General features: G+C 63.6%; 24 protein-coding genes. 12 read left to right on the top strand and 12 right to left on the bottom strand.

Features of this window, described 5'->3' with window-relative positions:
- Positions 1–316: 316 nt before the first annotated feature.
- Together ABWL39_RS14435 and ABWL39_RS14440 are read left to right on the top strand one after the other, a co-directional pair.
- Positions 317–1777, top strand: a complete 1461-nt coding sequence (locus ABWL39_RS14435; protein WP_367792527.1) for a Calx-beta domain-containing protein — start codon at positions 317–319, stop codon at positions 1775–1777.
- 498 nt (positions 1778–2275) lie between these two features.
- Positions 2276–2839: a GNAT family N-acetyltransferase gene (locus tag ABWL39_RS14440; RefSeq protein ID WP_367792530.1), complete on the top strand. Its 564-nt coding sequence runs from the start codon at positions 2276–2278 to the stop codon at positions 2837–2839.
- Between the two features lie 86 nt (positions 2840–2925).
- Here ABWL39_RS14440 and purD read toward each other — a convergent pair whose 3' ends face one another.
- The 4 genes from purD to dusB form a co-directional block, all read right to left on the bottom strand.
- A complete protein-coding gene (gene purD / locus ABWL39_RS14445; RefSeq protein WP_367792532.1) occupies positions 2926–4197 on the bottom strand; it encodes a phosphoribosylamine--glycine ligase in 1272 nt (423 codons plus the stop codon).
- 130 nt (positions 4198–4327) lie between these two features.
- Positions 4328–5893 (bottom strand): bifunctional phosphoribosylaminoimidazolecarboxamide formyltransferase/IMP cyclohydrolase, encoded by a 1566-nt coding sequence (gene purH, locus ABWL39_RS14450; protein ID WP_367792920.1) that lies wholly within the window; start codon positions 5891–5893, stop codon positions 4328–4330.
- A gap of 53 nt (positions 5894–5946) precedes the next feature.
- On the bottom strand, positions 5947–6183 hold the full coding sequence (fis, locus tag ABWL39_RS14455; RefSeq protein WP_367792535.1) for a DNA-binding transcriptional regulator Fis: 237 nt from the start codon (positions 6181–6183) through the stop codon (positions 5947–5949).
- A gap of 69 nt (positions 6184–6252) precedes the next feature.
- Positions 6253–7275: a tRNA dihydrouridine synthase DusB gene (gene dusB, locus ABWL39_RS14460; RefSeq protein ID WP_367792538.1), complete on the bottom strand. Its 1023-nt coding sequence runs from the start codon at positions 7273–7275 to the stop codon at positions 6253–6255.
- 214 nt (positions 7276–7489) lie between these two features.
- On the opposite strand from dusB, the gene ABWL39_RS14465 reads away from it, so the two are divergent.
- Complete coding sequence (locus ABWL39_RS14465) at positions 7490–7852, top strand: hypothetical protein (RefSeq protein WP_367792541.1); 363 nt, start codon at positions 7490–7492, stop codon at positions 7850–7852.
- Between the two features lie 25 nt (positions 7853–7877).
- Here the strand turns inward: ABWL39_RS14465 and ABWL39_RS14470 are convergent, their stop codons facing one another.
- The 4 genes from ABWL39_RS14470 to ABWL39_RS14485 all read right to left on the bottom strand — a co-directional run bounded on the left by ABWL39_RS14470 (position 7878) and on the right by ABWL39_RS14485 (position 10084).
- Positions 7878–8714: an EpsD family peptidyl-prolyl cis-trans isomerase gene (locus ABWL39_RS14470; RefSeq protein WP_367792544.1), complete on the bottom strand. Its 837-nt coding sequence runs from the start codon at positions 8712–8714 to the stop codon at positions 7878–7880.
- A gap of 63 nt (positions 8715–8777) precedes the next feature.
- Positions 8778–8957, bottom strand: coding sequence for a hypothetical protein (locus ABWL39_RS14475; RefSeq protein ID WP_367792548.1), 180 nt, complete (start codon positions 8955–8957; stop codon positions 8778–8780).
- Positions 8957–9784 carry a M23 family metallopeptidase gene (locus ABWL39_RS14480; RefSeq protein ID WP_367792551.1) on the bottom strand — a complete coding sequence of 276 codons (828 nt, stop codon included), beginning with the start codon at positions 9782–9784 and terminating at the stop codon, positions 8957–8959. Before ABWL39_RS14480 ends, ABWL39_RS14475 begins: the two co-directional genes overlap by 1 nt.
- Before the next feature lie 72 nt (positions 9785–9856).
- A complete protein-coding gene (locus ABWL39_RS14485) occupies positions 9857–10084 on the bottom strand; it encodes a hypothetical protein (protein WP_367792555.1) in 228 nt (75 codons plus the stop codon).
- Here ABWL39_RS14485 and parC point away from each other — a divergent pair.
- On the top strand, positions 10083–12482 hold the full coding sequence (gene parC / locus ABWL39_RS14490; RefSeq protein WP_367792558.1) for a DNA topoisomerase IV subunit A: 2400 nt from the start codon (positions 10083–10085) through the stop codon (positions 12480–12482). The genes ABWL39_RS14485 and parC overlap by 2 nt on opposite strands.
- A 75-nt stretch (positions 12483–12557) precedes the next feature.
- Here the strand turns inward: parC and aqpZ are convergent, their stop codons facing one another.
- The 4 genes from aqpZ to ABWL39_RS14510 all read right to left on the bottom strand — a co-directional run bounded on the left by aqpZ (position 12558) and on the right by ABWL39_RS14510 (position 16342).
- Positions 12558–13253 (bottom strand): aquaporin Z, encoded by a 696-nt coding sequence (gene aqpZ / locus ABWL39_RS14495; protein ID WP_367792561.1) that lies wholly within the window; start codon positions 13251–13253, stop codon positions 12558–12560.
- Between the two features lie 98 nt (positions 13254–13351).
- Positions 13352–13813 (bottom strand): hypothetical protein, encoded by a 462-nt coding sequence (locus ABWL39_RS14500; RefSeq protein WP_367792564.1) that lies wholly within the window; start codon positions 13811–13813, stop codon positions 13352–13354.
- Between the two features lie 93 nt (positions 13814–13906).
- Positions 13907–14371 carry a hypothetical protein gene (locus tag ABWL39_RS14505; protein ID WP_367792567.1) on the bottom strand — a complete coding sequence of 155 codons (465 nt, stop codon included), beginning with the start codon at positions 14369–14371 and terminating at the stop codon, positions 13907–13909.
- A gap of 93 nt (positions 14372–14464) precedes the next feature.
- Positions 14465–16342: a methyl-accepting chemotaxis protein gene (locus ABWL39_RS14510; protein WP_367792570.1), complete on the bottom strand. Its 1878-nt coding sequence runs from the start codon at positions 16340–16342 to the stop codon at positions 14465–14467.
- 172 nt (positions 16343–16514) lie between these two features.
- Between ABWL39_RS14510 and ABWL39_RS14515 the strand changes: the two genes are divergently transcribed.
- The 8 genes from ABWL39_RS14515 (at position 16515) to ABWL39_RS14550 (ending at position 26357) form a co-directional block, all read left to right on the top strand.
- Positions 16515–18332 (top strand): ABC transporter ATP-binding protein, encoded by a 1818-nt coding sequence (locus ABWL39_RS14515; protein WP_367792573.1) that lies wholly within the window; start codon positions 16515–16517, stop codon positions 18330–18332.
- A 406-nt stretch (positions 18333–18738) separates the two neighbouring features.
- A complete protein-coding gene (locus tag ABWL39_RS14520) occupies positions 18739–19944 on the top strand; it encodes an ABC transporter substrate-binding protein (RefSeq protein ID WP_367792923.1) in 1206 nt (401 codons plus the stop codon).
- Between the two features lie 384 nt (positions 19945–20328).
- Positions 20329–21222, top strand: a complete 894-nt coding sequence (locus ABWL39_RS14525; RefSeq protein WP_367792576.1) for a carbohydrate ABC transporter permease — start codon at positions 20329–20331, stop codon at positions 21220–21222.
- Positions 21215–22162 carry a carbohydrate ABC transporter permease gene (locus tag ABWL39_RS14530; protein WP_367792579.1) on the top strand — a complete coding sequence of 316 codons (948 nt, stop codon included), beginning with the start codon at positions 21215–21217 and terminating at the stop codon, positions 22160–22162. Before ABWL39_RS14525 ends, ABWL39_RS14530 begins: the two co-directional genes overlap by 8 nt.
- Positions 22163–22264: 102 nt before the next feature.
- Positions 22265–23380 (top strand): ABC transporter ATP-binding protein, encoded by a 1116-nt coding sequence (locus ABWL39_RS14535; protein ID WP_367792582.1) that lies wholly within the window; start codon positions 22265–22267, stop codon positions 23378–23380.
- Between the two features lie 90 nt (positions 23381–23470).
- Positions 23471–24658, top strand: coding sequence for an AGE family epimerase/isomerase (locus tag ABWL39_RS14540; protein ID WP_367792585.1), 1188 nt, complete (start codon positions 23471–23473; stop codon positions 24656–24658).
- 54 nt (positions 24659–24712) lie between these two features.
- Positions 24713–25354, top strand: a complete 642-nt coding sequence (locus tag ABWL39_RS14545) for a uracil-DNA glycosylase (RefSeq protein ID WP_367792588.1) — start codon at positions 24713–24715, stop codon at positions 25352–25354.
- Positions 25355–25493: 139 nt separating this feature from the next.
- Positions 25494–26357 carry an SHOCT domain-containing protein gene (locus ABWL39_RS14550; RefSeq protein ID WP_367792591.1) on the top strand — a complete coding sequence of 288 codons (864 nt, stop codon included), beginning with the start codon at positions 25494–25496 and terminating at the stop codon, positions 26355–26357.
- Positions 26358–26625: the final 268 nt, after the last annotated feature.

Consider the following 26625-nt stretch of genomic DNA (forward strand, 5'->3'; position numbering starts at 1 on the left):
CCACCACCCGGCCTCGTCAACACCCTTTTTCAAAAAACTTAAATTATTTGAAAGCAGGTGACCTTTCCACGCATGGGCCCTCTAACGCTAGCGCTTTCCTCTTAATAGTAATGGGCCGTGAGCGGTCTTTTGAGTCTGCTTCGCTCACCGACCTTTACGGGAGTGCAACCCATTTCATGGATTCCCATATACTATGACGACATCTTAAGGATGGGCGCCCGCCCAGTCCTCAAGGAGAAAAGCAATCACTCCGGCAGCCCAAACTGCCGAAGTCACAATATATTAGATAACCAGAGAAATAGACGAGGAAACAAGAATGAAGCGTAGCTTGCTGACGGCGCTGGCGATGGCGTCGATGGGGCTGGCCACCCAGGTATCGGCCGCACCGTTTGCCTTTTTGTGCAACGCCGACCTCAATACGGTCAAGGTAGTCGATATGGCGAGCGATGCAACCAGGGCGTCAACAGCCGGGCAGATTGTTGCAACCATACCGATCAGCGGTGCGCCGGTCGCAGCGGTCAGCGACCGGGATGGCGTCAAAACCTATGTTGTACGCCGGGACAGCAATCAAGTCACGGTAGTGGATGCGACCAACTATTCGGTCATTGGTACCATCAACACGGGGCGAGCACCGCTTGCGGCAGTCATCAGCCAGGATGGTACCCGTCTATATGTTGCCAACTCGGCAGACAATACGGTTTCCGTTATCGATACGGCCAGCTATACCCTGCTTAATACCATTCCGGCGGGTACGCAACCCAGCTATTTGCGTCTGAGCACCGATGGCAAACAGCTGTATGTGGCGAACCGGGGCTCCAACAACGTCTCGGTCATCGACACGTCGGCAAAAAGCGTCTCCGGGACCTTTACCATGCCAGGCAGCCCGATCAGCATCGCTAACAGCGGCGACGACTATTCGGTATTCTTCGTTGCCGACACCCGCCACGTCACCCAGGTAGATGGGCGCTCATCGCCCGCTACAGTTACCTCGGTCAACCTGCCCTTTGACCTGCTGGCGATGGGTACATCGGCCTCGGCATTTGCCCTGCAGGGCACGTACAGCCTGGCCAATATCGACCTCTATCTGGCTGGTGCGGACGACAACATCTACACACTCACCCCGAGCCAGATGGATAAGGGGACGCGCGCGATTCAGTCCAATAGTAGGGCGATGGCGCTGGAAGCCTTTGGCGACAATAACAATGTCGCGCTGGCCAACCCGGCATCAACCGATCTGCAGATCCTCAGCTCCGCCTCGCTGGGGATGCGCAAGATCGCCGTCGGCATGGGCAGCAATTCGACGGGCGACTTCATCAATCACCCGGCATTTCATATCAAGGAAGCCCACTACATCACCCCCGAGGGTGATACCAAGGACGAATTCATCGCGATTACCGTTGTACGCACTGGCAACCCGAATTCCAAGGCATCGGTCCATTATCAGACAGCCAGCGGGACAGCCTTTACCAATGTCGACTTCGAGGAAACGAAGGGCTTGCTGGAATTTGATGTTGGACAGCAGAGCAAGGACATCAATATTCGCATCCTGGGGGAAAAGAGCATCGAGCGTGACGAAGACTTCACTCTCAGCCTGAACTCCCCAAGCGACGGCCACGCACTTGGCACCCAGACCCAAACGACGATCACCCTGCTCAATGACGACAATGATGCCAAGGGCTGCACCGTCGGAAAAGCTGGCCCGCTGGACCCCATGCTGCCGGTACTCGCGGGGCTTGCCGCATTTGGATTGTGGCGGCGCAAGAAGCAGTCGAACTGAGAACCAGGGGTGGGCGCAGTGCCTGCCCCGCCAGCTATCTTTGCGGTAGCCGGTACACCAGTCAACATACAGATGGCGACCTATCACCTTGCGTGAACTGTCGCCCATATAGCTGAGCGACCAGGCCTGCCTTCTTCCGTGGCCCTGCAGCCCAGAGGGGGCGCCAATGAGAGAAAGGCTCCCCAGGCCACCCCGAACCGGATGGCGCTCACCAGGGGAGATTGCAGCGAGATACCCCGTTGCCTTTCCTGCTCGTGCTGGGCGAGTCGCCGATTGCCGGGGTCGGCGCCAGGATCAGGCGCCGATGGCACACCGTTCATACCACCAGGTACAAGGAGCGGATGTACCATTCGGTAGCAGATACCGCTTAACACATCGGCACCGAACCGGCTACCGGGAAGAAATATCTGCAAAAGATGGCGAGCCTCTCTGCACTCAGCGCCGGTAGATGGGGCATCACTCGAGCCCTCTCCGACGAGATTCAGCTCCCCCGCCCCGATGATGATCCCACCCAAACTCAAAGCCGCCGGCCTGACGATTCGCATGGCCAACGATGAGGATATTCCTGCCCTGCTAGCCTATTACGCGGCAAATCAGGAGTTCCTCCGGCCCTATTCCCCGCCCTGGCCGGACTCGATGTTCGACGCCACAGCTTGGCTCGGCCGCCTGCGGCAGCAGCATGAAGATTTCACGCAGGACCGTAGCTGCAAGCTCTATCTGTTCAAGGGCACAAGCGTGGCAGGCTCGATCGGCTTATCCGGTATTCAGCGAGGAGCTTTTCAGGCCTGTTTTCTCGGCTATGAGTTGGCCGAGTCAGAACAGGGCAAGGGGGTGATGGGCAAGGCGATCGAGCAGGTCATCCGCTATGTGTTCGATCAACTCAAGCTGCATCGCATCCAGGCCAATTACTTGCCAAGCAACGAGCGAAGCGGGCGCTTACTCAAGCGCCTGGGGTTTACCGTCGAAGGCTATGCCCGCGACTACCTATTCATCAACGGGCAGTGGTGCGACCATATTTTGACCTCACTCACCAATCCGGCGACGAAACCGCCTTTCGGCTGATTCTCCGCACCCCGTGTACTGGCGGATCGGGCCCGGAAAACAAATGGGCGGCACATGGCCGCCCACTGCATCTGCGATGTAGCAGATCACTTCTTCAAGGCGCGGAAACCGATATCCCGGCGGTATTGCATGCCATCAAAGTGAATCTGTTCGGCGACTTCATAGGCACGCTTTTGTGCAATACGCACGCTGTCGCCGAGCGCCGTCACGCAGAGCACACGTCCACCGCTCGTTACGGCCAGATTCTGTTCATTAGCCACAGTACCGGCGTGGAACACATGGGCATCCGCACTGGCCTTGGGCACGCCAGTAATCACGTCGCCCTTGCGCGGGCTGTCCGGATAGCCCGCCGCAGCCAGCACCACGCCCAGCGCGACACGGCGATCCCATTCTGCTTCGACCTTGTCGAGACGCCCATCCACCGCGGCTTCGAGCAGGTCGACCAGGTCCGATTTCAAGCGGAACATGATAGGCTGCGTTTCCGGGTCACCCATGCGGCAGTTGAATTCGACCACGCTGACCTTGCCATCGTCCGCGATCATCAGGCCCGCATACAGGAAACCGGTATAGGGCACGCCGTCCTTGGTCATGCCAGCAACCGTCGGCAGAATCACCTCACGCATCACGCGCGCGTGAACCTCGGGCGTCACGACCGGCGCCGGGGAATAAGCCCCCATGCCACCGGTGTTCGGGCCCTGATCGCCATCCAGCAAGCGCTTGTGATCCTGGCTGGTGGCCAGCGACAGCACATTCTTGCCGTCGACCATGACGATAAAGCTGGCCTCTTCCCCAGACAAAAAGTCCTCGATCACCACACGGGCGCCGGCATCGCCCATCTTGTTATCCAGCAGCATCAGGTCGATGGCCTGATGCGCCTCGTCCAGGCTCATCGCGACGATCACGCCCTTGCCCGCAGCCAGGCCATCGGCCTTGATCACGATCGGCGCACCACGCTCGTCAACATAGGCATGCGCCTGGGCTGCATCGGCAAAGGTGCGGTATTGCGCGGTAGGAATGCCATGGCGGATCATGAATGCCTTGGCGAAGTCCTTCGACCATTCGAGTTGGGCTGCATTGCGGGTCGGGCCGAAGATCTTCAATCCTTCCGCACGGAAAGCATCCACGACCCCCTGCGACAGCGGCGCTTCCGGGCCAACCACCGTCAATTCGATACTCTCGCGCCTGACCAGTGCAATTAGGTCGGGAATGGCGGTCACGTTGACGTTGACCAGCCCGTCCTCTTGCGCCGTACCGGCGTTACCGGGTGCGACATAGACTCGCTGCACCTTCGGCGACTGGGCAAGCTTCCACGCCAGCGCGTGTTCACGGCCACCAGAGCCGATCACCAGGATTTTCATGGGTTTCCCTTGTCTTAAACTGAATGCTAGTCTTGCGTCCCGCCGATCCAGCCGTCACAGCAATGGTCAGCGAGGCAGTACTGCCAGCCCCCCCACCCGCTGCACGCCCGCAACCAGCCGGGGCCGCCGCTCAATGGCGGAAATGGCGTGTCCCGGTCAGTACCATGGCGATGCCGTGCTCGTCGGCTGCGGCGAATACCTCTTCATCACGCATCGAGCCGCCAGGCTGGATGATGGCCTTGATGCCGTTCTCGGCGATCACGTCAACACCATCGCGGAACGGGAAGAATGCATCGGATGCAGCAACCGCGCCCTGCAGCGGCAACCCTGCGCCGGCCGCCTTGATGGCCGCGATCTTGGTGGAATCGACCCGGCTCATCTGACCAGCACCGATACCGGCGGTCTGGCCGTTCCTGGCAAAAACGATGGCGTTGGATTTCACATACTTCGCCACACGCCACGCAAACAGCAGGTCTTGCAGCTCCGCGGGCGTCGGCTGACGCTTGGTGACCACGCGCAGCTCATCGGGGCCGACGTTCTTGATGTCCGCGCTCTGAACCAGCAGGCCACCGCCGACACGCTTGAGATCGTAGGGATTGGCGCCGGCTTCGAGCGGCACTTCGAGTACGCGGACGTTGACCTTCTTGGCCAGCAGCGCGCGCGCTTCTGCCGTGTAGGCCGGCGCGATCAGCACTTCGAGGAACTGGGCGGACACGGCTTCGGCCGTCGTCACATCGACCTCGCGGTTGAAGGCGATGATGCCGCCGAAGGCACTGGTAGTGTCGGTTGCGAAGGCGAGCTTGTACGCGGTCAGTGTGTCGACCGCGACGGCGATGCCGCACGGGTTGGCATGCTTGACGATGACGCAGGCGGTCTGGTCGAAGGTCTTGACGGCCTCCCAGGCGGCATCGGCATCGGCGATGTTGTTGTAGCTGAGTTCCTTGCCCTGATGCTGGGTGTAGTTGGCGATGGCACCGGGAATGCGCACGAGATCGCGATAGAACGCGGCCTTCTGGTGCGGATTCTCGCCGTAGCGCATGTCCTGCACCTTCTCGACGTTGATGTTGAAGCGATCGGGGAAGTCTGCGGTCGGCTTGTTGTCCTGATCGCGGCCAGTCAGGTAGTTGCTGATCGCGCTGTCGTACGCGGCGGTATGCGAGAACGCCTTGCAAGCCAGCTTGTAGCGGGTGGGCAGGCCCAGCGCGCCGTCATTGGCCTGCATTTCCTCAACCAGCGTGGCGTAGTCGGCGGCATCGGTCACGATCGCAACGTGGGCGTGGTTCTTGGCTGCCGAGCGCACCATGGCGGGGCCACCGATATCGATGTTCTCGATCGCATCTTCGAGCGAGCAATCCGGCTTGGCCACGGTCTGGGTGAACGGGTACAGGTTCACGCACACCAGGTCGATGTTGCCGATGCCATGTTGAGCCATGGTGGTGACGTGCGCGGCGAGGTCGCGGCGGCCGAGAATGCCGCCGTGGATCTTCGGGTGCAGCGTCTTGACGCGGCCATCGAGCATTTCCGGGAAGCCGGTGTAATCGGCGACTTCGATCACCTTCAGGCCGGCGTCGGCGAGCAGCTTGGCAGTACCGCCGGTGGAAAGGATTTCGACACCGAAACCGGCGAGACTGCGGGCGAACTCGAGAACGCCGGTCTTGTCGGAAACGCTGATCAGGGCACGTTGGATTTTGGTCATCATGGCTATCGTCAATACAGGTTGAATCAAAACAAAATGGTGGCGGCCCGGCCTCAAGCCAGGTCGTATTCTTTCAATTTCTTGCGCAGCGTATTGCGGTTGATACCGAGCAGCTCGGCGGCTCGCGTCTGGTTGCCCTTGGCCTGGGCGAGCACCACTTCCAACAGTGGCTTCTCGACACATGCCAGCACCATCTCATAGATCGCCGCCGGCGCTTCGCCGTCGAGATCCTGGAAATACTGTTCCATCGCCCGCTTCACGGCGGCCGAAATCTGGTCGTTACCTTGCATACCCTTCCCTAATCCGTATTGGTCTTGATGCTTGCCCCATCTGCGGGAGCTCGGGTCACCAAGCAATTTTCACGCTGCCGTAGCGAGCGCGTCTTCTTGTTGTTCGTAGACCAGCCGGTGATGGTGTTCGGCCAATTGGTCGAAATACTGCTGCACCGCCTGCTGCTGAGCTTGCGTGGTCTCCAGCCTGTACATGGCCTGGCGGAACTCGTTGGAGTCACGCAGGCCTTTGGTATACCAGGCGATGTGCTTGCGTGCGATGCGCACGCCCGAGTACTCGCCATAAAACTGATGCAGCTCTTCCAGGTGCTCGGCCAGCACCTGGCGGATCTCGCTGACTTCGGGCGCCGGCAGCAATTCGCCATGCGCGAGGTAATGGGCAATCTCGCGGAAGATCCATGGGCGCCCCTGCGCGGCACGCCCCACCATGATCGCGTCGGCCCCCGTCGCGGCCAGTACCTCGCGTGCCTTTTGCGGCGAATCGATGTCGCCGTTGGCAATGACGGGAATACCCAGCATGCCCTTGACCTCGCGGATCAACTCGTAGCGCGCCTGGCCGTTGTACATGTCCTCACGCGTGCGGCCGTGGATCGCCAGGGCGGCGATCCCGGCCTCTTCCGCGCGGCGCGCGATGCGCAGGATGTTTTCCTGCCCGTTGCAGTAGCCGAGCCGCGTCTTCAGCGTGACCGGCACATCGACGGCCTTGACCACCGCATCGAGGATGCGCGCAACCAACTCTTCCTGCTGCAGCAGCGCGGAGCCAGCCATGACATTGCACACCTTCTTGGCCGGACACCCCATATTGATGTCGATGATCTGTGCGCCATGTGCGACGTTGATGCGCGCCGCCTCGGCCATTTGTTCGGGGATGCCGCCCGCGATCTGCACTGAGATCGGCGCGATCTCGCCGGCGTGATTCGCGCGGCGCTGCGTCTTCTGCGACCCCCACAGCAAGGAGTTCGAGGTGATCATCTCGCTCACCGCGTGGCCTGCACCAAAACGCTTGCACAATATGCGGAATGGCCGATCTGTCACCCCAGCCATGGGCGCGACGATCAGGTTGTTCTTGAGCGTATAGGGGCCAATCTGCATGGAGAGCGAGGACGCGGAAAACCCCTAATTTTAAACGTTTCCGTGCTCGCCGCCAAAATTATTTGCACAAAAAATAGGCGCGCCGCTCTAGAGGGCGGCATCAGGGTTTTCAGCATTTGTTCATATTGCATCGCACAAAATATAATCCGTGAAATGCTGGATTCTCCCATCCGGGAGAGTGAAAATATGTTGCGCCGCAAGAAAGGAGCGAATCATGGATGATCCCAAGATTCTGCATTGGCTTGGCAAACGTGCCGGGCTGGATGAAACCGAGACCCGCGCACTGTGGGAATCGGCCGTAGATACGGCGAAGCGCCGTCTTCCCGAACATCAGCACGGCTCGCCCGTGTTCTGGCAGGCAGCCGTCGAGGCCCTGCAAGGCGCGATTCGCGATGCCAGGACCAGCGCCTGCGCCGAGCGCATCTACCAAGCCTGCAACCCCGATACGGGCACCCTGGCCAAGGTGGTCGACCTGCAGACCTACTGTCTGGTACACACCATGCTGGCCTGGAAAGACGTCGCCGTCGCGTCGACCCGTGCCTGGAGCCGCAGCTACCAGCACTCGCGGGTGGCCTGAGCCACCCCGCCGGCGGCCGCGCCTGTTATTTGGGCGCGGTCGTCATGATGCTGTCCGACGTACCGCCACTGCTGTATTCGATCTTCGCCGTACGCCGCATGTCCTGTAGTAGCTGTTTTGCGATCTGGGCACGGGCGCTTCCCTCGAGATAGCGGCGGATTACCGGCTTGGCCTCGTCCAGCGACAGCGGGCGCGGCTTGGCATCGAGAACGTTCATCACGGTGAGCGTGTTGCCGCTGCCGGCAACAACGGTCTGGCCGGGCTCAGCCTTGCTGAGCAGGTCGGGCAGATAGGCGGGGAGCTGCTCGGCACCAGCCGTCCCGCTCGCCGAGCTGAAGCGGTAGCCGGCTGCGCCAAGCGATGCGGCGACTTCATTCATACCCTTGCCGGCGTCGATCTCGCTGCGCAACTCCTGCTCCAGCCCAGGCTTGGCATTCACCACCGTCAGGCTGTGAAACGCATAGACCCTGCGCTGGCCGAAAATCGAGGCATGCTGCTTGAAGTAGTCCTCGACCTGCTGGTCGGTGGCCTTGCCTTGGCCGGCCATCCGCTTCTCCAGGTAAGCCTGCGCCAGCACCTGTTTGCGCGCGGCCTCCAGAGCATCGCGCACACCCGGGTTCTGGTCGAGCTTGTCGTCCTGCGCCGCGCTGGCCAGTATCTGCTGGTCGATCAGCGACTCCAGCATCTGCTTCCCGGCATCCTTCTGCAGCCCGCCACGCTGTAGCGCCAGATCGACTTCCCGCTGCGTGATCGCCGCGCCATTGGCACGCGCCAGTATCGGACTGTCGTCCGCCTTGCCTACGATGCGGTCGCAACCGGAAACAGCCAGCAGGGACAAGATCAGCAAAGGAATTCGGCGCATGGGGACTCCGTCAGGCTCAGTTAGGCAACGTCGTTTATGATAACAGCATTGACATGCCGCAACTCAAAGCGACACGCCCAGGTAGTAAAGCACAAGAATGATGACGGAACCGAGCAACAGCGCTCGCGCCACCGTGCCGGTGAACTCGTTGACGCGCGCACGCTGGTCCGGCGCAAGCAGCCACTTGAAGATGCCGGCCAGCACCAACGCCAGCAGCAATACCTTGAGCATGCGTCCCAGCATCACTTGAGCGCCAGAAAGCGTCGCGGGTTCAGCGGCACACCGTTATAGCGCACCTCAAAGTGCAGATGGGGGCCGGTGGAACGCCCGGTCGAGCCCACCTCAGCCAGCTTCTGCCCCTCGGCGACCTGTTGCCCTGCCACCACGACCACCCGCAAGGCGTGCGCATAGCGCGTGGTGACGCCATGGCCGTGATCGAGCTCCACCGACCAGCCAAACTGCGGCGTCAGCCCGGCGCTTTTGACGACACCTGCGTCGACAGCCAGGATGGGCGTACCGATGGGGGCAACGAAGTCGATGCCGTTATGCACGGCGAGACGGTGGGTGAACGGGTCCTGCCTCAGACCAAAATCGGAGGATGGCCGCACGCCGGCCACCGGCAGCAGGCGCTGCCCACCCTCGCGCTTGAAACTCGGCAGCGAGGCCAGGCGCTCGCCCAGGGCCTGCGTCAGCACATCGACGCGGCGGCGCAGCTCATCCTGCTCGAGCTTGCGCATCGGCTGCAACGCCAGTGCGACGGCCGGGCTCATGCGCTGGGCGGGGCGATCAAGCTGCGACAATTCGAGCTGCTCCATCCGTCGCCACTGGTCCTGCAAGGCCTGCAGCCGTGCCTGCAGCAACTCGGGCGAGGTGTCGTCGCCCTGGTCCGCCGGCGCCTCGCCGGGCGTGGCGGGCGGCGCGCCCATCCACGTCGGCTCTGCCTGCCAGAGATAGAAGCCGGCGCCGATCAAGCCGACCAGGCCAAGCGACACGATCCACGATAGCCGACGCTGCCGCACGAGGTAATCGGCTCGGCCCGGCTGTCGGCGGTGTGAAGGGATGGTCGGCATGATGCGCAGGAGGCTCGGTTTGATCGGGCGGCAAGGTCGGCGCCAGTATAGCAGCCCGACATGCGCGCGCCGTTACTCGCGCGGCACACCATTGAGCCAGGATGACGGCGATCCCTCGGGTATAATGCCGCCATCTTTTTTAGCGAGGCGGGCGAGATGGCGAAGCTCCTGATCAAGCACGGCAGCCCGGAGGGGCGCGTGAAATCCGGCCGCCAGCCGCAGCCAGCAGCGCCCCGCCCCGACAAGCGGCCGGCCACCGCCCCGCTTGCTCCCCAGAACCAACCGCACGAAGAACCGCATGGATCAGATCGACAACAGCAGTGAAGACCTGTTCGAGCCCAGAGAGGCCGAACCGCCGGTCGCCGACGCGGGCAACGGCCAGCACGACGGCCCGCCGCCGGCCCTGACCGATTTCAACGATGACGCCGTACCGCTCGGCCTCTACGCCGAGCGCGCCTATCTCGAATACGCGGTGTCGGTGGTCAAGGGCCGCGCCCTGCCCGACGTCTGCGACGGCCAGAAGCCGGTGCAGCGCCGCATCCTGTATGCGATGCACGAAATGGGCCTGGCGCCGACCGCCAAACCGGTGAAATCGGCACGCGTTGTCGGCGAAGTGCTCGGCAAGTTCCACCCGCACGGCGACACCTCGGCCTACGATGCGATGGTGCGGCTGGCGCAGGATTTCTCGCTGCGTTACCCACTGATCGACGGCCAGGGCAACTTCGGCTCGCGCGACGGCGACGGCGCGGCGGCCATGCGCTACACCGAGGCACGGCTGACCAAGATCGCCGATCTGCTGCTGTCGGAGATCGACCGCGGCACGGTGGACTTCGTGCCCAATTACGACGGCGCCTTCGAAGAACCGAAGCTGCTGCCGGCACGGCTGCCGATGGTGCTGCTGAACGGCGCATCCGGCATCGCGGTCGGTATGGCGACGGAAATCCCGTCGCACAATCTGCGCGAAGTCGCCGAGGCGGCCGTCGCACTGATCAAGAAGCCTGCCATCAGCACCGCCGAACTGCTCGAATACGTGCAGGGGCCGGACTTCCCGGGCGGCGGGCAGATCATCTCCAAGGCCGCCGACATCCAGGCGGCCTATGAAAGCGGCCGTGGCTCGCTCGCGGTGCGCGCCAAGTGGAAGGTCGAGGACCTCGCGCGCGGCCAGTGGCAGATCGTCGTCACCGAGCTGCCGCCCAACACCTCGTCGCAAAAGGTGCTCGAGGAAATCGAGGATCTGACCAATCCCAAGGTCAAGAAGGGCAAGAAGGCGCTGACGCAGGAGCAGATGCAGACCAAGCAGCTGCTCTTGAGCCAGCTCGACACCGTGCGCGACGAATCGGGCAAGGACCAGGCGGTGCGGCTCGTGCTCGAGCCCAAGTCGTCGCGGCAGAACCCCGAAGAATTCATGAACCTGCTGTTGACGCACACCAGCCTCGAAGGCTCGTGTTCGATCAATATGGTGATGATTGGCATCGATGGCCGGCCGCAGCAGAAGTCGCTGAAGCAGATCCTGGCCGAATGGGTGAAGTTCCGCTTCCAGACCGTCACCCGCCGTACGCAGCACAGGCTGGGCGAGGTCGACAGCCGCATTCACATCCTCGAAGGCCGGTTGATCGTCTACCTCAATATCGACGAGGTGATCCGCATCATCCGCAACGCGGACGACCCGAAGGCCGACCTGATCGCCGCATTCCAGCTGAGCGACCGCCAGGCCGAAGACATCCTCGAAATCCGCCTGCGCCAGCTGGCCCGCCTCGAAGGCATCAAGATCGAGCAGGAGCTGGGCAAGCTACGTGGCGAAAAGGCCGAGCTCGAGCACCTGCTGGCCGACGAAGGCGCAATGCAAAAGCTGGTCGTCAACGAGATCAAGGCCGACGCAAAAACCTACGGCGACGACCGCCGCACGCTGATCGAAACCACCGAGCGCGCCACGATCGCGGTACAGGTGGTGGACGAGCCGCTGACCATCATCCTGTCGAAAAAAGGCTGGATCCGCTCGCGCACGGGCCAGGGCCACGACCCGCAGAACTTCGGCTTCAAGGAAGGCGACAGCCTGTTCGCCGCGCTCGAATGCCGCTCGGTCGAGCAGGTGATCCTGTTCGGCAGCAATGGCCGTGTGTTCTCGCTACTGGCCGGGCAGATCCCCGGCGGGCGCGGCGATGGCGTGCCGATCGCCACGCTGACCGACCTGCCGAGCGGCGTGAAGATCGTCCAGGCTGTCGCCGGCCGTGGCGATCAGCGCTACCTGCTGGCGGCCACGAATGGCTACGGTTTCCTGACCAAACTCGACAACCTCGTCAGCCGCCAGAAGGCGGGCAAGCAGTACATCACGCTCGACGACGGCGATACGCTGCTGCCGCCGATGCCCTTCGACGACGCGACACCGGCCTTCCTCGCCGCTCTATCGCAGGAAGGCCGGCTGTTGCTATTCACCCGCGACGAGGTGAAGGAACTCGCCGGCGGCGGCAAGGGCGTGCAGATACTCAGCCTGGACGACAAGGACAGGCTGATCGACCTGACCTTCACCACCGGCCACGAGATCCGCATCACGGGCAAGAGCCCGCGTGGCAAGGATGTCAACGAACGCTTCGATGCGCTGGAGCTGGCGCAATGCCAGAGCAAGCGCGGGCGCAAGGGCAAGGCCTTGAGCCTGAGCTTCGTGCCGGCGGGCTTTGTGCCGGCCAGCGGCAACGGCTGAGGCGATCTGGCCTGACGGCCCTTGCAACAAAAAACGGCGCATCCACTGCGCCGTTTTTTGTTGCTGCGGAATGCCTCAATCCGGCTCGAATACGCGGAACACGAGGCCGGCCAGCACCGCACCGACGATCGGGGCAAGCCAGAACAGCCACAGCTGCTCCACGGCCCAGCCACCGACGAACAGCGCAGGGCCGGTGCTGCGGGCCGGGTTGACCGAGGTGTTGGTGACCGGGATCGAGATCAGGTGGATCAGGGTCAGGCACAGGCCGATGGCGATCGGCGCGAAGCCTGTCGGCGCACGCCGGTGGGTGCTGCCGAGGATGACGAAGAGGAACATGAAGGTCATCACCACCTCGGTCAGCAGTGCGGCGAACATGCCGTAACCACCCGGCGAGTGCTCGCCATAGCCATTGGCGGCAAAACCGCTGGCGACCAGGTCGAAGCCGGCCTTGCCGCCGGCGATCTGGGCCAGCACGGCGGCGGCCACGATCGCGCCGATTACCTGCGCAATGATGTAAGGCACTACCTCGCCGAGCGGGAAACGGCCGCCCGTAGCGACACCGACCGTCACGGCGGGGTTCAGATGGCAACCGGAGATGCCGCCGATGGTGTAGGCCATCGTCAGCACGGTCAGGCCGAAGGCGAGCGCCACGCCATGCAGGCCGATACCGACATGGGGAAAGGCGGCGGCGAGCACGGCGCTACCGCAACCACCGAGCACCAGCCAGAAAGTGCCGAGCAGCTCGGCGAACAAGCGTTTGGACAGAGGCATGCAAGACTCCTAGGGGTGGATGAAATGGACACCATTCCAGCATAGGAGCCGAATGTGAAATGACAACCCACGCGCCGCGGGCGGCAGGGGCAATCTCGTCATCGCGTCGGCACGCAGTCGGGAAACAGCTGGTAGCTCACGTATTGCGCCTGCTGCTCCAGGTTCAGCCGTGCGAACGGCACGCCGAGCGGCAACACATAAGGGTTCCAGCGCTTGCCAGAGAGGAAATGGGCGCACTGTGAGAGGCCACCGCGCAGCAGCAGATTGACGCCATGCTGGTGTTGCCAGACATGGGCCATCTCATGCACGAACAGCGCCGCCAGCGGCGCGGCGCACGATGCCAGGCAAGGCGGCAAGCCGGGCCAGTAGATCCGGTTGCCCGGCGTCACCACATAGCGGGGCCATTGCCATGGCACGAAGCGGCCATCGATCAGGCGCACCGCGTCGTAGTCGAAACCACGGTCGCCACCGAAAGCCCGCATGAAGGCCGACGCAGCAAGCGCACGCTCGGCCTCGGTCAGGCCACGCTGGCAACTGGAACGACGAGGGGCAAGGAACATGAAAAAGCGCCGCACGGGGCCCCATCCATCCAAGCCAGCCAGCTGGCCAGCATGATCAGGTGGCTGCCGCCTGACCGGATATGTCTTGGTTCGCTATTGCGTTGGATCACCGTCACCATGACGAGTCAAAAATGCCTTTCTTATCTCCTCTGGCAACACAGAATAATCTTCGCCCGTCCCGTCCCAGCGTGTAGAAACTCGTCCAGCTTCCCTGGAAAAGAATCCGGCCCACACGCGTTGCCTTTGAACATCGATCGCCACCGTAGCAATATCTGATGGACAGTTGTGGGGCACGCACCGGTCCACGACTAGAAATCCTTCCACCTGGCGCACCGGTACCTCGACGTCGAAATGAGACCAGGCAGTCCATTCGCGCGGAGGCAGCAGCCGCTTGAGCACAGTCGCCAAAGCAGGCTGGTCAATCAATCGGGAAGTGCGAGCCCCTACTTTTTCTGACGGGTATTTCCCTACCCAGTCCAACAAAGGAGACCAATCCGTCGCGGCGTACGCGCTGACGGACAGGCCAAACAACAAAGCCAAGCCAGCTACATACAGCATGCGGTGGAAGCCCACTGACTGTCGAAGGTCATGCCGCACTCCGCTCAGTTGACAAGAGATGCGATACCGCACGCAGCACCCCATCTCGCCTACTTATAACTTGAACCCGCCGATCATCTCGCGCAGCTGGCCTGCGAGCGCGTTGAGGTCGTTCAACGTGCCGCGCGCGCCCTGCATGGCCGAGTCGGAGGCCTGGATGCGCGTGGTCATGCGCTCGGCACTCTGCGCCATGGCTGTCGTTGCCTGCTTCTGTTCGTTGGTCGACAGTGCGATCTCGCTCATTTTCTCGACCACATCCTGCATATTGCGCTGAATGTCGTTGATGGCACCGGCCGCCTCTTCGCACATGCTCACGCCGCGCGTCACCGAGTCGACCGTGCCGCCCATATTGACGGTGGCGCGGTTGGTCTCTTCACGCATGGCGTTGATCATGGTGCCGATCTCGACCGTCGCCTGGCCGGTGCGCTCGGCCAGCTTGCGCACCTCGTCGGCGACGACCGCGAAGCCGCGCCCCTGCTCGCCGGCACGGGCCGCCTCGATGGCCGCGTTGAGTGCGAGCAGATTGGTCTGGTCAGCGATTTCCTTGATCACGTTGACGATGCCGCTGATCTGCTGCGAGCGCCGCTCCAGCTCGCCCAGCACCTGGGACAGCTTCTGCACCTCGTCGGCCGAGCGGCCGACCTCGCTCGCCACGCGCTGCATGGTTTCGCCGCTCTGGTGCGAGAGCTGGCCGGTAGTCTGCATCAGCTGTTCGACATCGCCGGCATTGTCGGCGATATGCGAGATGCTGACGGTGATCTCCTCGATCGTTGCGGCGTTGGAGCTCGAGATATCGGACAGCTGCTGCGAATCCGAGGCCACCTGCTTGACCGTGCCATTGAGCTCGTTGACCCCCAGGGTCAGGTTCTCGGCCTCGCTGCGCACCCGGAGGAACATGTCGCGCAGCTGCCCCAGGAAGCGGTTGAAGGCATCGGCCGTATCGGCAATCTCGCCCCGGCCGTGCACCCTGATGTTGCGGGTAAGGTCGCCGCCGCCCTGGGCGATTTCGCGCATGGCGTCGCGCACGCGCACCAGATCCTTGAGCAGGCGGCCCAGCACCACACCGGCCAGCGGAACGACGATGGCGATCAGCACCACGGCACCGCCCAGGCTCAGCAACAGCAACTGACGTAGCGGCGCGAGCACATCACGGCGGCTCATGGTCAGGCCGAGATACCAGTCGGTGCCTTCGATCGGTGCCAGACGCAGGAAGTCGTCACGGTCGCCGATGCGTACCTCGGCCAGCTCGCCGCTGCTGGCGATCGCGGCGAGGCGGTTGGGCGTCAGCTCCGGCGCGATGTCGGTGATCGGCTTGAGCACACGCGCCTGGTCGCTGTGCACGATGAGCTTGCCGGCCTTGCTGACGAGAAAGCCGTAGCCCTGGGCACGCAGTTTGATGCCGAGCACGCCCTTGACGATCTTGTCGAGCTGGATGTCGCTCGCCACCACGGCCTTGAGGCTGCCGCCCTCCTTGACCGGTGCCGAGAACGAGAGCACCAGGATGCCGCTCGCGGCATCCTGGTAGGGCTCGGTGACGTTGACCCCGTCCTTCTGCACGGCGCCGGTATACCAGGGTCGCGAGGTCGGATCATAGCCCTCGGGCAGCTTCTGCTCGGTGGAAAACTTGGTCTGTTTGTCTGGTGTGCTGAAATAGACCAGATCGAAGCCACCCGCCTGCTCCATCATCTTGAGGAAAGGCGTGGGCTCGGCCTGCGCCACGGCCGCCCCGGCGTTGACCGTCATGCGCGCCTTGTCCGCCATCCAATCGTGAATCTGCGTGCCATAGCCGCTGATGGCCTGATCACTCTCGAGCGTCAGGCCATTCATGACCTCGTTCTTCATCCCGCTATAGGCGGCGGCGACGAGCAGGAAGGCCGTGAACGCGATCAGGATCGAAACGAACAGGGTGAGCCGGGCTCTCAGCGATTGCATTGGCGGTCTCCAAACAGAGTATATTTTTATACGGGCATATGATTGAAGTTAGCACACGCCGGGCATGGCGCAAGCGGCATCTGGACTGCATTGCAGCAAGCTCGCGGCAACTGTGCCTAGGCAGCCCTGGCGGCACGCCGCTAGACTGGCCGTTTTTTCGCTGACGCCCCCCATGCATCCGTTCCTTCGCCTGTTCCGCTACGCCCGCCCCTACCGGCGCGACATCGTGCTCGCGACACTGTATTCGATTCTCAACAAGTTCTTCGATGTGCTGCCCGAGGTGCTGATCGGCGTGGCCGTCGATGTCGTCGTCAACAAGGAGTCGTCCTTCCTCGCCAAGATCGGCATCGTCGACGCAAAGGACCAGCTGATCTGGCTCGCGCTGCTGACGGCGGTGATCTGGATCTGCGAATCGCTGTTCGAATACCTGTATTCGCTCAAATGGCGCAACCTGGCGCAGCGCCTGCAGCACGACCTGCGGCTCGATACCTACCGCCACGTGCAGCGGCTGGAGATGGGTTATTTCGAGAACCAGCGCACCGGCAACCTGCTGTCCATCATCAACGACGATATCAACCAGATGGAGCGCTTCCTCAACGGCGGCGTGAACGACATCCTGCAGGTGTTCGTGTCATCCATCCTGGTCAGCGCGGTGTTCTTCGTGCTGACACCGGCCATCGCGGTGATCTCGCTGGTGCCGATCCCGTTCATCCTGTACGGCGCGTTCTGGTTCCAGCACCAGCTGGCGCCGCGCTACACCTCGGTGCGTGAAGCCGCCGGGGCGCTCAACGGCCGCCTCAACAACAACCTGCTCGGGGTCGCCACGATCAAGGCCTATGCCGCCGAGCAGTTCGAGGCAGGCAAGATCGGCGAAGGCTCGGACGACTACCGCGTGCGCAACGCCGCGGCGATCCGCCTCGCGGCCGCGATCACGCCGGTGATCCGCATGGCCATTCTCGCCGGCTTCATCGCCACGCTGCTCTATGGCGGCCTGCTGACCCTGCGCGGCGAGCTGGCGGTGGGCAGCTACTCGGTGCTGGTCTACCTGACGCAGCGCCTGCTGTGGCCGATGACGCGGCTCGCCGACATGACTGATCTGTACCAACGCTCGATGGCCTCGATCGAACGCGCGCTGAACCTGCTCGACACGCCGATCCGCATCCCTTACGAAGGCCGCCGGCTGGCGGCGCAGCAGGTCAGGGGCGAGATCGTGTTCGAGCGGGTCGGTTTCGCCTATGGTGCGCAGGCGGGCCAGGGTAGCCGGCCCGACGCCGCCGCGACGGGCCGGCAGGTGCTGCACGACATCTCGCTGACCGTGCCGGCCGGCCACACGATAGCCTTCGTCGGCGGCACCGGCTCGGGCAAGAGCACGCTGGTCAAGCTGCTGCTGCGCTTCTACGAGCCGCAGCAGGGGCGCATCCTGCTCGACGGCACGCCGATCGGCGAGCTGGACCTGCAGGACCTGCGCCGCGCCATCGGCTATGTAAGCCAGGACACCTTCCTCGCCGACGGCACGGTGGCCGAGAACATCGCCTACGGCATGCCGGACGCGGCACGCGAGAACGTGATCGCCGCCGCTGTGGCGGCCGAGGCGCACGAGTTCATCATGGCGCTGCCGCACGGTTACGACACCCATGTCGGCGAACGCGGCCAGAAGCTCTCGGGCGGCCAGCGACAACGCCTGGCGCTGGCGCGCGCGATTCTCAAGAACCCGCCCATCCTGGTGCTCGACGAGGCCACGAGCGCCGTCGACAACGAGACCGAGGCGGCGATCCAGCGCAGCCTGGACAGGCTGGTGGTCGACCGCAGCTCGATCATCATCGCGCACCGGCTGTCGACGGTGCGCCACGCCGAGCGCATCTGCGTGATGGATGGCGGCCGCATCGTCGAATCGGGCACCCACGACGAGCTGCTCGCGCGCAACGGCCAATACGCCGCGCTGTGGCGGCTGCAGACCGGCGAACGGCCCGAAGCGGCGCTCGCCAGCTAGCCTCACCCCGCCAGCCCCCTCCTGAGGCGTCGCCTACCGGCACCTCGATACCCTTCCCCGTGCCTGTCGCCCTCGCCGGCAGGCACGCGCCTCTCCGCTCCGAAATCCGTAGTAATGCTCCAAATCGTCTCACCCGAGGCACGCCCAGCGGCGCTTGCAGCCGGGCTGCAGGCCGCGTCCAGCAAGACGATCCGGCCATCTCATTGCGCCTACCCAACAATATGCTTACGCAATTCTTACATTTAACTTTACAAAAAATTAGAGCTTTACTATAGTTTGCTCCGGTTGGTTTCAGCGCTAACAACCAAAACACGAAACGAAACAATACATTCCACGAGATCGGAAGGAGAAGAACGTGTCCAACAAAGCCTCCACAGTATTCAAGCTGCTATCCGTCGCCGGCCTGGTGACGGTGGCCCTGGCCGCCAAGGCCGGCGAAGTCGAAGTGCTGCACTGGTGGACCTCGGGTGGCGAAGCAAAAGCCGCCGCCGAGCTGAAGAAGATGATGCAATCCAAGGGCCATACCTGGAAGGACTTCGCGGTGGCCGGCGGTGGCGGCGACAACGCGATGACCGTGCTGAAGTCGCGCGTCGTCTCCGGCAACCCGCCGGCAGCCGCCCAGATCAAGGGCCCGGCCATTCAGGAATGGGGCGATGAAGGCGTGCTGGCCAACCTCGACGACGTGGCCCAGGCCGAGCGCTGGGACCAGGTGCTGCCCAAGGTCGTGGCCGACGTGATGAAGTACAAGGGCCACTATGTCGCCGCGCCGGTCAACGTGCACCGCGTGAACTGGCTGTGGGCCAACCCGGAAGTCTTCAAGAAGGCTGGTGCCAAGATCCCGACCACCTGGAAGGAGTTCGGCGAATCGGCCGAGAAGCTGCAAAAAGCCGGCTTCATCCCGCTGGCACACGGAGGCCAGGCCTGGCAGGACGCCACCGTATTCGAAGCCGTGGCACTCGGCGTGGGCGGCCCGGAATTCTACAAGAAGGCTTTCATCCAGCTCGACCAGGGCACGATCAAGAGCGCCAAGATGGAAGAGGCGCTGAGCACCTACAAGAGCCTGAAGAAATACACCGACAAGAACGCGCCGGGCCGTGACTGGAACCTGGCCACCGCCATGGTGATCCAGGGCAAGGCCGGCATGCAGATCATGGGCGACTGGGCCAAGGGCGAATTCCTCGCCGCGGGCAAGGTGCCGGGCAAGGACTTCATCTGCACCGCTGCACCGGGCACCAGCAATGCCTACACCTTCAACATCGACAGCTTCGCCATGTTCAAGCTGACCGGCGACGCCGCCAAGGCGCAGAAGGACCTGGCCGCCACCATCATGAGCCCGGCCTTCCAGGAGGTGTTCAACCTCAACAAGGGCTCGATCCCCGCGCGCCTGAACATGGACATGAGCAAGTTCGACGACTGCGGCAAGCAATCGTCGAAGGACTTCGTCGCCACCGCCAAGAGCAACACGCTGGTACCGAGCTGGGCGCACGGCATGGCCATGCATTCGGCCACCCAGGGCGCCTTCCAGGACACCATCTCGCAGTTCTGGAACACCGACAGCATGACCGCCAAGCAAGCGGTGGAAAAGCTCGCAGCGGCTGCTAAGGTGCAATAAGCCTCTGTCGCGGGGAAGGCCTGCCTTCCCCCGTTCTACCCCGAATCAATCGAGTTACGACCAGTCCCTGCCGTGGTCGGCAAGGTTGAGGGTGGCGCTCAAGCTGCGATTGCCGTACAGCCATGCGGCAGCAGACGAGGCACGCCCGAAGCCCCCGACCTCACTGCTGAGGCCCCGGGGAGGATTCCGGGTTCATAGCCCCGGTGGCGGCCACGCCACCGGGACTTTCTAGGCAAGACACCCGCTCGGCAAAATCGAGCAAAGCGTTCTCGGGCAAGCGGTCTAGCGGCCATCTGCCTGTTTTTTGAACGAGCACACGGCCGCCCACAAGCTCGAACGCTCGCCCTACCGTTAGTCCGCCGATCACTCGGCAAGGAGTACACAATGTCAACGCAAACCGCGAACTACGGCGGGTTCGAACGCTGGCTGCCCAAACTGGTGCTGGCCCCGGCGTTCGCGCTTACCCTGGTGTTCGTCTACGGCTTCATCATCTGGAACGGCTACCTGTCGTTCACCCCGTCGCGCATCCTGCCCAACTACGAGTGGGCCGGGCTGATCCAGTACGAACGCCTGTTCGACAACGAACGCTGGTGGGTCGCGGTCAAGAACCTCGGTATCTTCGGCGGCCTGTTCATGGGCATCTCGATGGCGCTGGGCCTGTTCCTGGCCATCCTGCTCGACCAGAAGATCCGCATGGAAGGCGCGCTGCGCACCATCTACCTGTATCCGATGGCGATGTCCTTCATCGTCACCGGCACGGCCTGGAAGTGGATACTGAACCCCGGCTTGGGGCTTGAGCACCTGATGCACCAATGGGGCTTCGAGCAATTCACCTTCGACTGGCTGGTGAACCCCGAGATGTCGATCTACACCGTGGTCATCGCCGGCGTGTGGCAATCCTCGGGCTTCGTGATGGCCTTGTTCCTGGCCGGCCTGCGCGGCATCGACGACTCGATCATCAAGGCGGCGCAGGTGGACGGCGCGAGCCTGCCGAAAATCTACTGGCGCATCATCATCCCCTGCCTGCGCCCGGTGTTCTTCTCGACCCTGATGATTCTCGCCCACCTGGCGATCAAGAGCTTCGACCTGGTGATGGCGCTCACCAACGGCGGCCCCGGCTTCGCCTCCGACGTGCCGGCCACCTTCATGTACGCGATGGCCTTCACGCGTGGCCAGATCGGCATGGGCGCCGCATCGGCGATGATGATGCTGGCCACCATCGCCGCCCTCGTCGTGCCCTATCTGTATTCCGAACTCAGAGGTAGCAAAAATGGCTAATACGCAAACGCTGGCGGCTTCCGCCAATACCGTGGCCATGGGCACGCCGCGCGCCGCAGACGGCGGGCAGACGGCCGCCGCGCACAGCTGGCTGCCCAAGCCGGGCCGCTTCATCCTCTACGCCGTGCTGTTCATCGTCGCGCTGTACTACCTGCTGCCGATGTACGTCATGCTCGTCACCTCGCTCAAGAGCATGGACGAGGTTCGCGCCGGCAACCTGCTGTCGATGCCGACCGACCCGACCGTGGCCGCCTGGGTCAAGGCCTGGGGCGAGGCCTGTACCGGCGTGTCGTGCGGGGGGCTCAAGGGCTTCTTCTGGAACTCGGTGCGGATGGTTGTCCCGGCCGTGCTGATCTCGACCATGATGGGTGCGATCAACGGCTACATCCTGTCGAAATGGCGCTTCCGCGGCTCCGAGGTGATCTTCGCGATGATGCTGTTCGGCGTGTTCATGCCGCTGCAGGTGATCCTGCTGCCGATGGCGCAGACGCTGGGCTGGCTCGGCCTCGCGCGCTCGGTGCTGGGCCTGATCGTGGTCCACTGCATCATGGGCATCGCCTCGACCACGCTGTTCTTCCGCAACTACTACGTGGGCATCCCCGATGAGCTGGTGAAAGCCGCCACGCTCGATGGTGCGGGCTTCTGGAAGATTTTCTTCCGCATCATCCTGCCGCTATCGACGCCGATCATCATGGTGACGCTGATCTGGCAGTTCACCAATATCTGGAACGACTTCCTGTTCGGCGTGGTGTTCTCGGCCGGCGATTCGCAGCCGATCACGGTGGGCTTGAACAACCTCGCCAACACCTCGTCGAGTGTCAAGGAATACAACGTGGACATGGCTGCGGCCATCATCGCCGGCCTACCGACGCTGTTCGTCTACGTCGTCGCTGGCAAGTACTTCGTGCGCGGGCTGACGGCCGGCGCGGTCAAGGGTTAAGAAACAGCCCTCGGCCTTGCTGCGCGGCGATCGCGCCAGGCCATGAGCGGTTTTCCATGAATCAAAGGTGACGGCCCGACCGCACCGCGCAGGAGACACATCATGCAAGCACTCAAGATCAAGAACATCCGCAAGAGCTATGGCGGCCACGACATCCTCAAGGGCATCAACCTGGAAATCGACCCGGGCCAGTTCCTCATCCTGGTCGGGCCGTCAGGTTGCGGCAAATCGACGCTGCTCGGCCTGATCTCGGGCCTGGAGCAGACCACCAGCGGCGAAATCTGGATCGGCGACCGCATGGTCAACAACGTCGCGCCGAAGGACCGTGACATCGCGATGGTGTTCCAGAGCTACGCGCTCTACCCGAACATGAACGTGAAGCAGAACATCGCCTTCGGCATGGAAATGCGCAATGTGCCGAAGAACGAGCAGGAGACCATCATCGCGCGCGTCGCCAAGATGCTGCAGATCGAGCACCTGCTCGACCGCAAGCCCGGCCAGCTGTCGGGCGGCCAGCGCCAGCGCGTGGCGATGGGCCGCGCCCTGGCACGCGACCCGGGCCTGTTCCTGTTCGACGAGCCCTTGTCCAACCTCGATGCCAAGCTGCGCGTCGAGATGCGTACCGAGATCAAGCGCCTGCACCAGCGCACCAAGACCACCGTGGTCTATGTGACGCATGACCAGATCGAGGCAATGACGCTGGGCGACCGCATCGCGGTGATGAAGGATGGCGTGATCCAGCAGTTCGGCAGCCCGAACGAAATCTACGACAACCCGGCCAATATGTTCGTGGCGGGCTTCATCGGCTCACCGTCGATGAACTTCGTCAAGACGCCGGTGGTGCGCACCGATGACGGCGGTGTGGGGGTGCAGATCGACTCCGGCGACAACCGCATGGTGCTGCCGGCGAAGCTCGCCAGCGACAAGCTCGGCAGCTGGGTCGGCAAGGATGTGGTGTTCGGCATCCGCCCCGAGCAGATCACCGGCACGGTCAACACGCAGCAGGACAACCCGCACGTGACCCGCGCCCAATGCAAGGTTGAGATCACCGAGCCGACCGGCCCCGATACCCTGGTCTTCATCACGCTCAACGGCAAGGAAGCGGTCTGCCGCGTGCACCCGACCGAGGCCCGCCGCCCGGGGGAGAACATGGCGCTCGCCTTCGACATGTCCAAGGCCGTCTACTTCGACCCGAGCAGCGAGATGCGCATCGCCTGAACGGCGACGCCCGCCTTCGCATGCGACCAGACACGGGCCGGCCTGCCTCGCGCAACCGGCCCGTTTTCCTAGCGCCAGCCGAGATTCACCATGTCCGCCGATTTCCGTTCCCGCGACTTCCTGCTCGATCACATCCGCCGCACCATGGCGTTCTACCACCCGCAGGCCATCGACCCGGCCGGCGGCTTCTACCACTTCTTCCGTGACGATGGCAGCGTGTACGACCGCCACCAGCGCCACCTGGTATCGAGCACGCGCTTCATCTTCAACTATGCGATGGCCTACCGCCAGTTCGGCGATCCAGCCTATCTCGCCGCAGTGCGCCACGGCCTGCGCTTCCTGCGCGAACGGCACCGCCAGGCCGACACCGGCGGCTATGCCTGGCTGCTGCAGGACGGGCAGGTGGCCGACGGCACCAACCACTGCTACGGCTTGGCCTTCGTGCTGCTGGCCTATGCGCATGCGGTGATGGCCGGTGTCGCCGAGGCCCGCCCCTGGCTCGACGAAACCTATGCGCTGATGGAGCAGCGCTTCTGGCAGCCCCGGCACGGCCTGTATGCAGACGAGGCCAGCGCGGACTGGTCCACGCTGTCGCCGTATCGGGGCCAGAACGCCAATATGCACAGCTGCGAGGCCTTGCTGGCGGCCTATGAGGCAACCGGTGAAGCGCCCTACCTGGCGCGTGCCTACCAGCTCGCCGACCACATCACGCGGCGCCAGGCCGCACTGGCGGGCGGCCTGATCTGGGAGCATTACCACGCCGACTGGTCGGTGGATTGGGACTACAACCGCGACGACAAGAGCAACATCTTCCGCCCCTGGGGCTACCAGCCCGGCCACCTGACCGAGTGGGCCAAGCTGCTGCTGATCCTCGAACGCCACCGCCCCACGCCGTGGCTTGCCGGGCGCGCGGTCGAGCTGTTCGACGCGGCGATGCGCCACGCCTGGGATCGCGAGCACGACGGCCTGCACTACGGCTTCGGCCCCGATGGCAGCATCTGCGACGGCGACAAGTATTTCTGGGTGCAGGCCGAGAGCCTGGCCGCCGCCGCCCTGCTCGCCCGGCGCACCGGCGAGGCACGTTTCTGGTACGACTACGAGCGGCTGTGGGACTACAGCTGGCGCTATCTCGTTGACCACCGGCATGGCGCCTGGTACCGCATATTGAGCCCGGACAACCACAAGCTCGGCGACGAAAAGAGCCCGGCTGGCAAGACCGATTACCACACGATGGGGGCCTGCTACGAGGTGCTCAACGCGCTGCCGGCCGGGGCGTGACATGCCAGCGCGCGCTGGTTATGCTGCGGGCCTCTCGACTGCCCACGCCCGACCATGACGCCAGACCAACTGATCGCCGAACTGCAAGCCTTCGAAGGCAACGACCGCCTGTTCAACCCGTGGCGCGAACGCTGCCGCGAGTACGACCTGTTCGACGACGCGCCGCAGCAGAAGGCAGCGCGCCTCAAGGCGCACCTCGACAACCCCGGCGCCAGACTGGTGCTGCTCGGCGAGGCCGCCGGCTATCAGGGCTGCCGCTATTCGGGCATCACCTTCACCAGCGAAGCGATGATGCTCGAACGCGCGCTGCCGCGCCTGCCAAGGCTCGATCACCGGCTGACCAGCCGCGAGCGGCCGTTCCGCGAGCCCTCGGCCACCATCGTCTGGGGCGCGTTGTACGAGCTGGGGCTGCAGGACTCGACTATCCTGTGGAATACGCTGCCGTTTCACCCGATCAAGGGCGAGGCGCTCAGCAACCGCACGCCCAGCACCAGCGAGATCAAGCTCGGTGCCGGTTATCTGGCAATGCTGCTGGCGATGCTGCAGCCGGACGTGAAGCTGATCGCCGTCGGCAACAAGGCGCGTGAAGCGCTCGAACTGATCGGCGTCACGCCTTATGCGGCGGTGCGCCACCCGGCGATGGGCGGCGCCAACCAGTTCCGCGACGGCATGCGGCAGATCGCAGCCACGCTTTGAAACCGGAAACGCGCTAGAATGCCGGGCAGGTGATTCAGGTAGTTTTACAACAACCAGCCTGGGGCGGCCTTGTCCGCCATCAGGCCGCGCCCGGGCCCACACCCGGTCGCCACCATCGACGATAACGAGGAGACAATACATGCCCCGCCGCGTAAGCCTTATCCCGGCTCTCTTGTTGACACTCGGCCTGGCGGCCCCCGCAGCCCAGGCCGAGGGCATTCTGAATTCGCTGTTCGGCAAGTCGAACGACAATCAGGCCCAGGCCAACTCCGACACGCTGTTCAAGGATTCGGAATTTGACTACGTCAAGCTGGTGCCGGCTGATGGTAGCGGCAACCAGCAGCCAGCCACGGTCGATGTCGAAACCGTACGCGCAACGCTCAAGCTGGTCGAGCTGCAAGACGGTAAGCACCGCTACCCGCTGTTCACCGACGAAGAACGCGCCACGCTCGGCGACGCCTTCAGCCGTGGCTTTGCCCGCGCCGGTGCCAGCCAGGACATGGTGTTCCTGAGCTCAGACCGCCACGGCGCAATCGGCCTGCTCGCGCCCAAGCTCGGCACCAGCGGCCGCGTCTTCATCCGCGACGGCATGCTCAACCTGATCGTCGGCGACGCGCATGTCGAATACCAGTCGCAGTACCGCATGACCAAGTTCATGTACCCGTTCCAGCTCGGCGAGCGGGGCCGGGCCTCCAAGGTGCAGCTGAAGCTGGCAGCCGGCGCCGAAGGCGCGGGTGCCCATCTGCTGCGCGGCGACTGGGTGGCCCTGCCGCTGACCGCCGCCGTACCGGCACCGGCGGCACGCCCGGCGCCCGCACCGGCTCCCGTCCCCAGCGCAACGGCACCGGCCGCACCCGCCGCCGCACCGATGGCCATGCCGATGATGCGCGACGGCCGCAGCGTGGAAGAACGCCTGCGCACGCTGCAGGGCCTGCGCGACAAGGGCCTAGTGAGCGACGACGAGTATCGCCAGAAGCGCATCGACATCCTCAAGGACCTCTGATCCAGATCCTGTCTGCCGCGGTTTGAGGCGGCGATCGCCGGCCTGGGTGGAACGACAAGCACCCAGGCCGATTTTCATGCAGGCGCCCATGCACCCAGCCTGGCGCCCTTCGCCCTGCTCACACGCCGCCGCTGTTCGCCCGCGACGTGAGCCACGCCGCCCTTGCACCCGCCCCATCCACCCCGAGCCCGATCTCCACATTCTCGGTACTGCCGCCGAGTCGGGCCCGCCGCTCATTGCCTACTACCGGCCCGGCCATTTCGAGGCC

Origin of the sequence: Chitinivorax sp. PXF-14, from assembly GCF_040812015.1 — a bacterium.
Classification (GTDB): domain Bacteria; phylum Pseudomonadota; class Gammaproteobacteria; order Burkholderiales; family SCOH01; genus JBFNXJ01.

What these genes read in the sequence shown, in the direction of transcription:
- ABWL39_RS14475 (WP_367792548.1), bottom strand. Translation starts at nt 8,957, where the DNA reads ATGCTGGGACGCATGCTCAAGGTATTGCTGCTGGCGTTGGTGCTGGCC.
- ABWL39_RS14550 (WP_367792591.1), top strand. Translation starts at nt 25,494, where the DNA reads ATGCCCCGCCGCGTAAGCCTTATCCCGGCTCTCTTGTTGACACTCGGC.
- ABWL39_RS14535 (WP_367792582.1), top strand. Translation starts at nt 22,265, where the DNA reads ATGCAAGCACTCAAGATCAAGAACATCCGCAAGAGCTATGGCGGCCAC.
- ABWL39_RS14440 (WP_367792530.1), top strand. Translation starts at nt 2,276, where the DNA reads ATGATGATCCCACCCAAACTCAAAGCCGCCGGCCTGACGATTCGCATG.
- ABWL39_RS14515 (WP_367792573.1), top strand. Translation starts at nt 16,515, where the DNA reads ATGCATCCGTTCCTTCGCCTGTTCCGCTACGCCCGCCCCTACCGGCGC.
- aqpZ (WP_367792561.1), bottom strand. Translation starts at nt 13,253, where the DNA reads ATGCCTCTGTCCAAACGCTTGTTCGCCGAGCTGCTCGGCACTTTCTGG.
- ABWL39_RS14465 (WP_367792541.1), top strand. Translation starts at nt 7,490, where the DNA reads ATGGATGATCCCAAGATTCTGCATTGGCTTGGCAAACGTGCCGGGCTG.
- ABWL39_RS14525 (WP_367792576.1), top strand. Translation starts at nt 20,329, where the DNA reads ATGTCAACGCAAACCGCGAACTACGGCGGGTTCGAACGCTGGCTGCCC.
- ABWL39_RS14505 (WP_367792567.1), bottom strand. Translation starts at nt 14,371, where the DNA reads ATGCTGTATGTAGCTGGCTTGGCTTTGTTGTTTGGCCTGTCCGTCAGC.
- ABWL39_RS14510 (WP_367792570.1), bottom strand. Translation starts at nt 16,342, where the DNA reads ATGCAATCGCTGAGAGCCCGGCTCACCCTGTTCGTTTCGATCCTGATC.
- ABWL39_RS14500 (WP_367792564.1), bottom strand. Translation starts at nt 13,813, where the DNA reads ATGTTCCTTGCCCCTCGTCGTTCCAGTTGCCAGCGTGGCCTGACCGAG.
- ABWL39_RS14530 (WP_367792579.1), top strand. Translation starts at nt 21,215, where the DNA reads ATGGCTAATACGCAAACGCTGGCGGCTTCCGCCAATACCGTGGCCATG.
- ABWL39_RS14470 (WP_367792544.1), bottom strand. Translation starts at nt 8,714, where the DNA reads ATGCGCCGAATTCCTTTGCTGATCTTGTCCCTGCTGGCTGTTTCCGGT.
- purD (WP_367792532.1), bottom strand. Translation starts at nt 4,197, where the DNA reads ATGAAAATCCTGGTGATCGGCTCTGGTGGCCGTGAACACGCGCTGGCG.
- ABWL39_RS14540 (WP_367792585.1), top strand. Translation starts at nt 23,471, where the DNA reads ATGTCCGCCGATTTCCGTTCCCGCGACTTCCTGCTCGATCACATCCGC.
- ABWL39_RS14545 (WP_367792588.1), top strand. Translation starts at nt 24,713, where the DNA reads ATGACGCCAGACCAACTGATCGCCGAACTGCAAGCCTTCGAAGGCAAC.
- dusB (WP_367792538.1), bottom strand. Translation starts at nt 7,275, where the DNA reads ATGCAGATTGGCCCCTATACGCTCAAGAACAACCTGATCGTCGCGCCC.
- fis (WP_367792535.1), bottom strand. Translation starts at nt 6,183, where the DNA reads ATGCAAGGTAACGACCAGATTTCGGCCGCCGTGAAGCGGGCGATGGAA.
- ABWL39_RS14480 (WP_367792551.1), bottom strand. Translation starts at nt 9,784, where the DNA reads ATGCCGACCATCCCTTCACACCGCCGACAGCCGGGCCGAGCCGATTAC.
- ABWL39_RS14485 (WP_367792555.1), bottom strand. Translation starts at nt 10,084, where the DNA reads ATGCGGTTCTTCGTGCGGTTGGTTCTGGGGAGCAAGCGGGGCGGTGGC.
- parC (WP_367792558.1), top strand. Translation starts at nt 10,083, where the DNA reads ATGGATCAGATCGACAACAGCAGTGAAGACCTGTTCGAGCCCAGAGAG.
- purH (WP_367792920.1), bottom strand. Translation starts at nt 5,893, where the DNA reads ATGACCAAAATCCAACGTGCCCTGATCAGCGTTTCCGACAAGACCGGC.
- ABWL39_RS14435 (WP_367792527.1), top strand. Translation starts at nt 317, where the DNA reads ATGAAGCGTAGCTTGCTGACGGCGCTGGCGATGGCGTCGATGGGGCTG.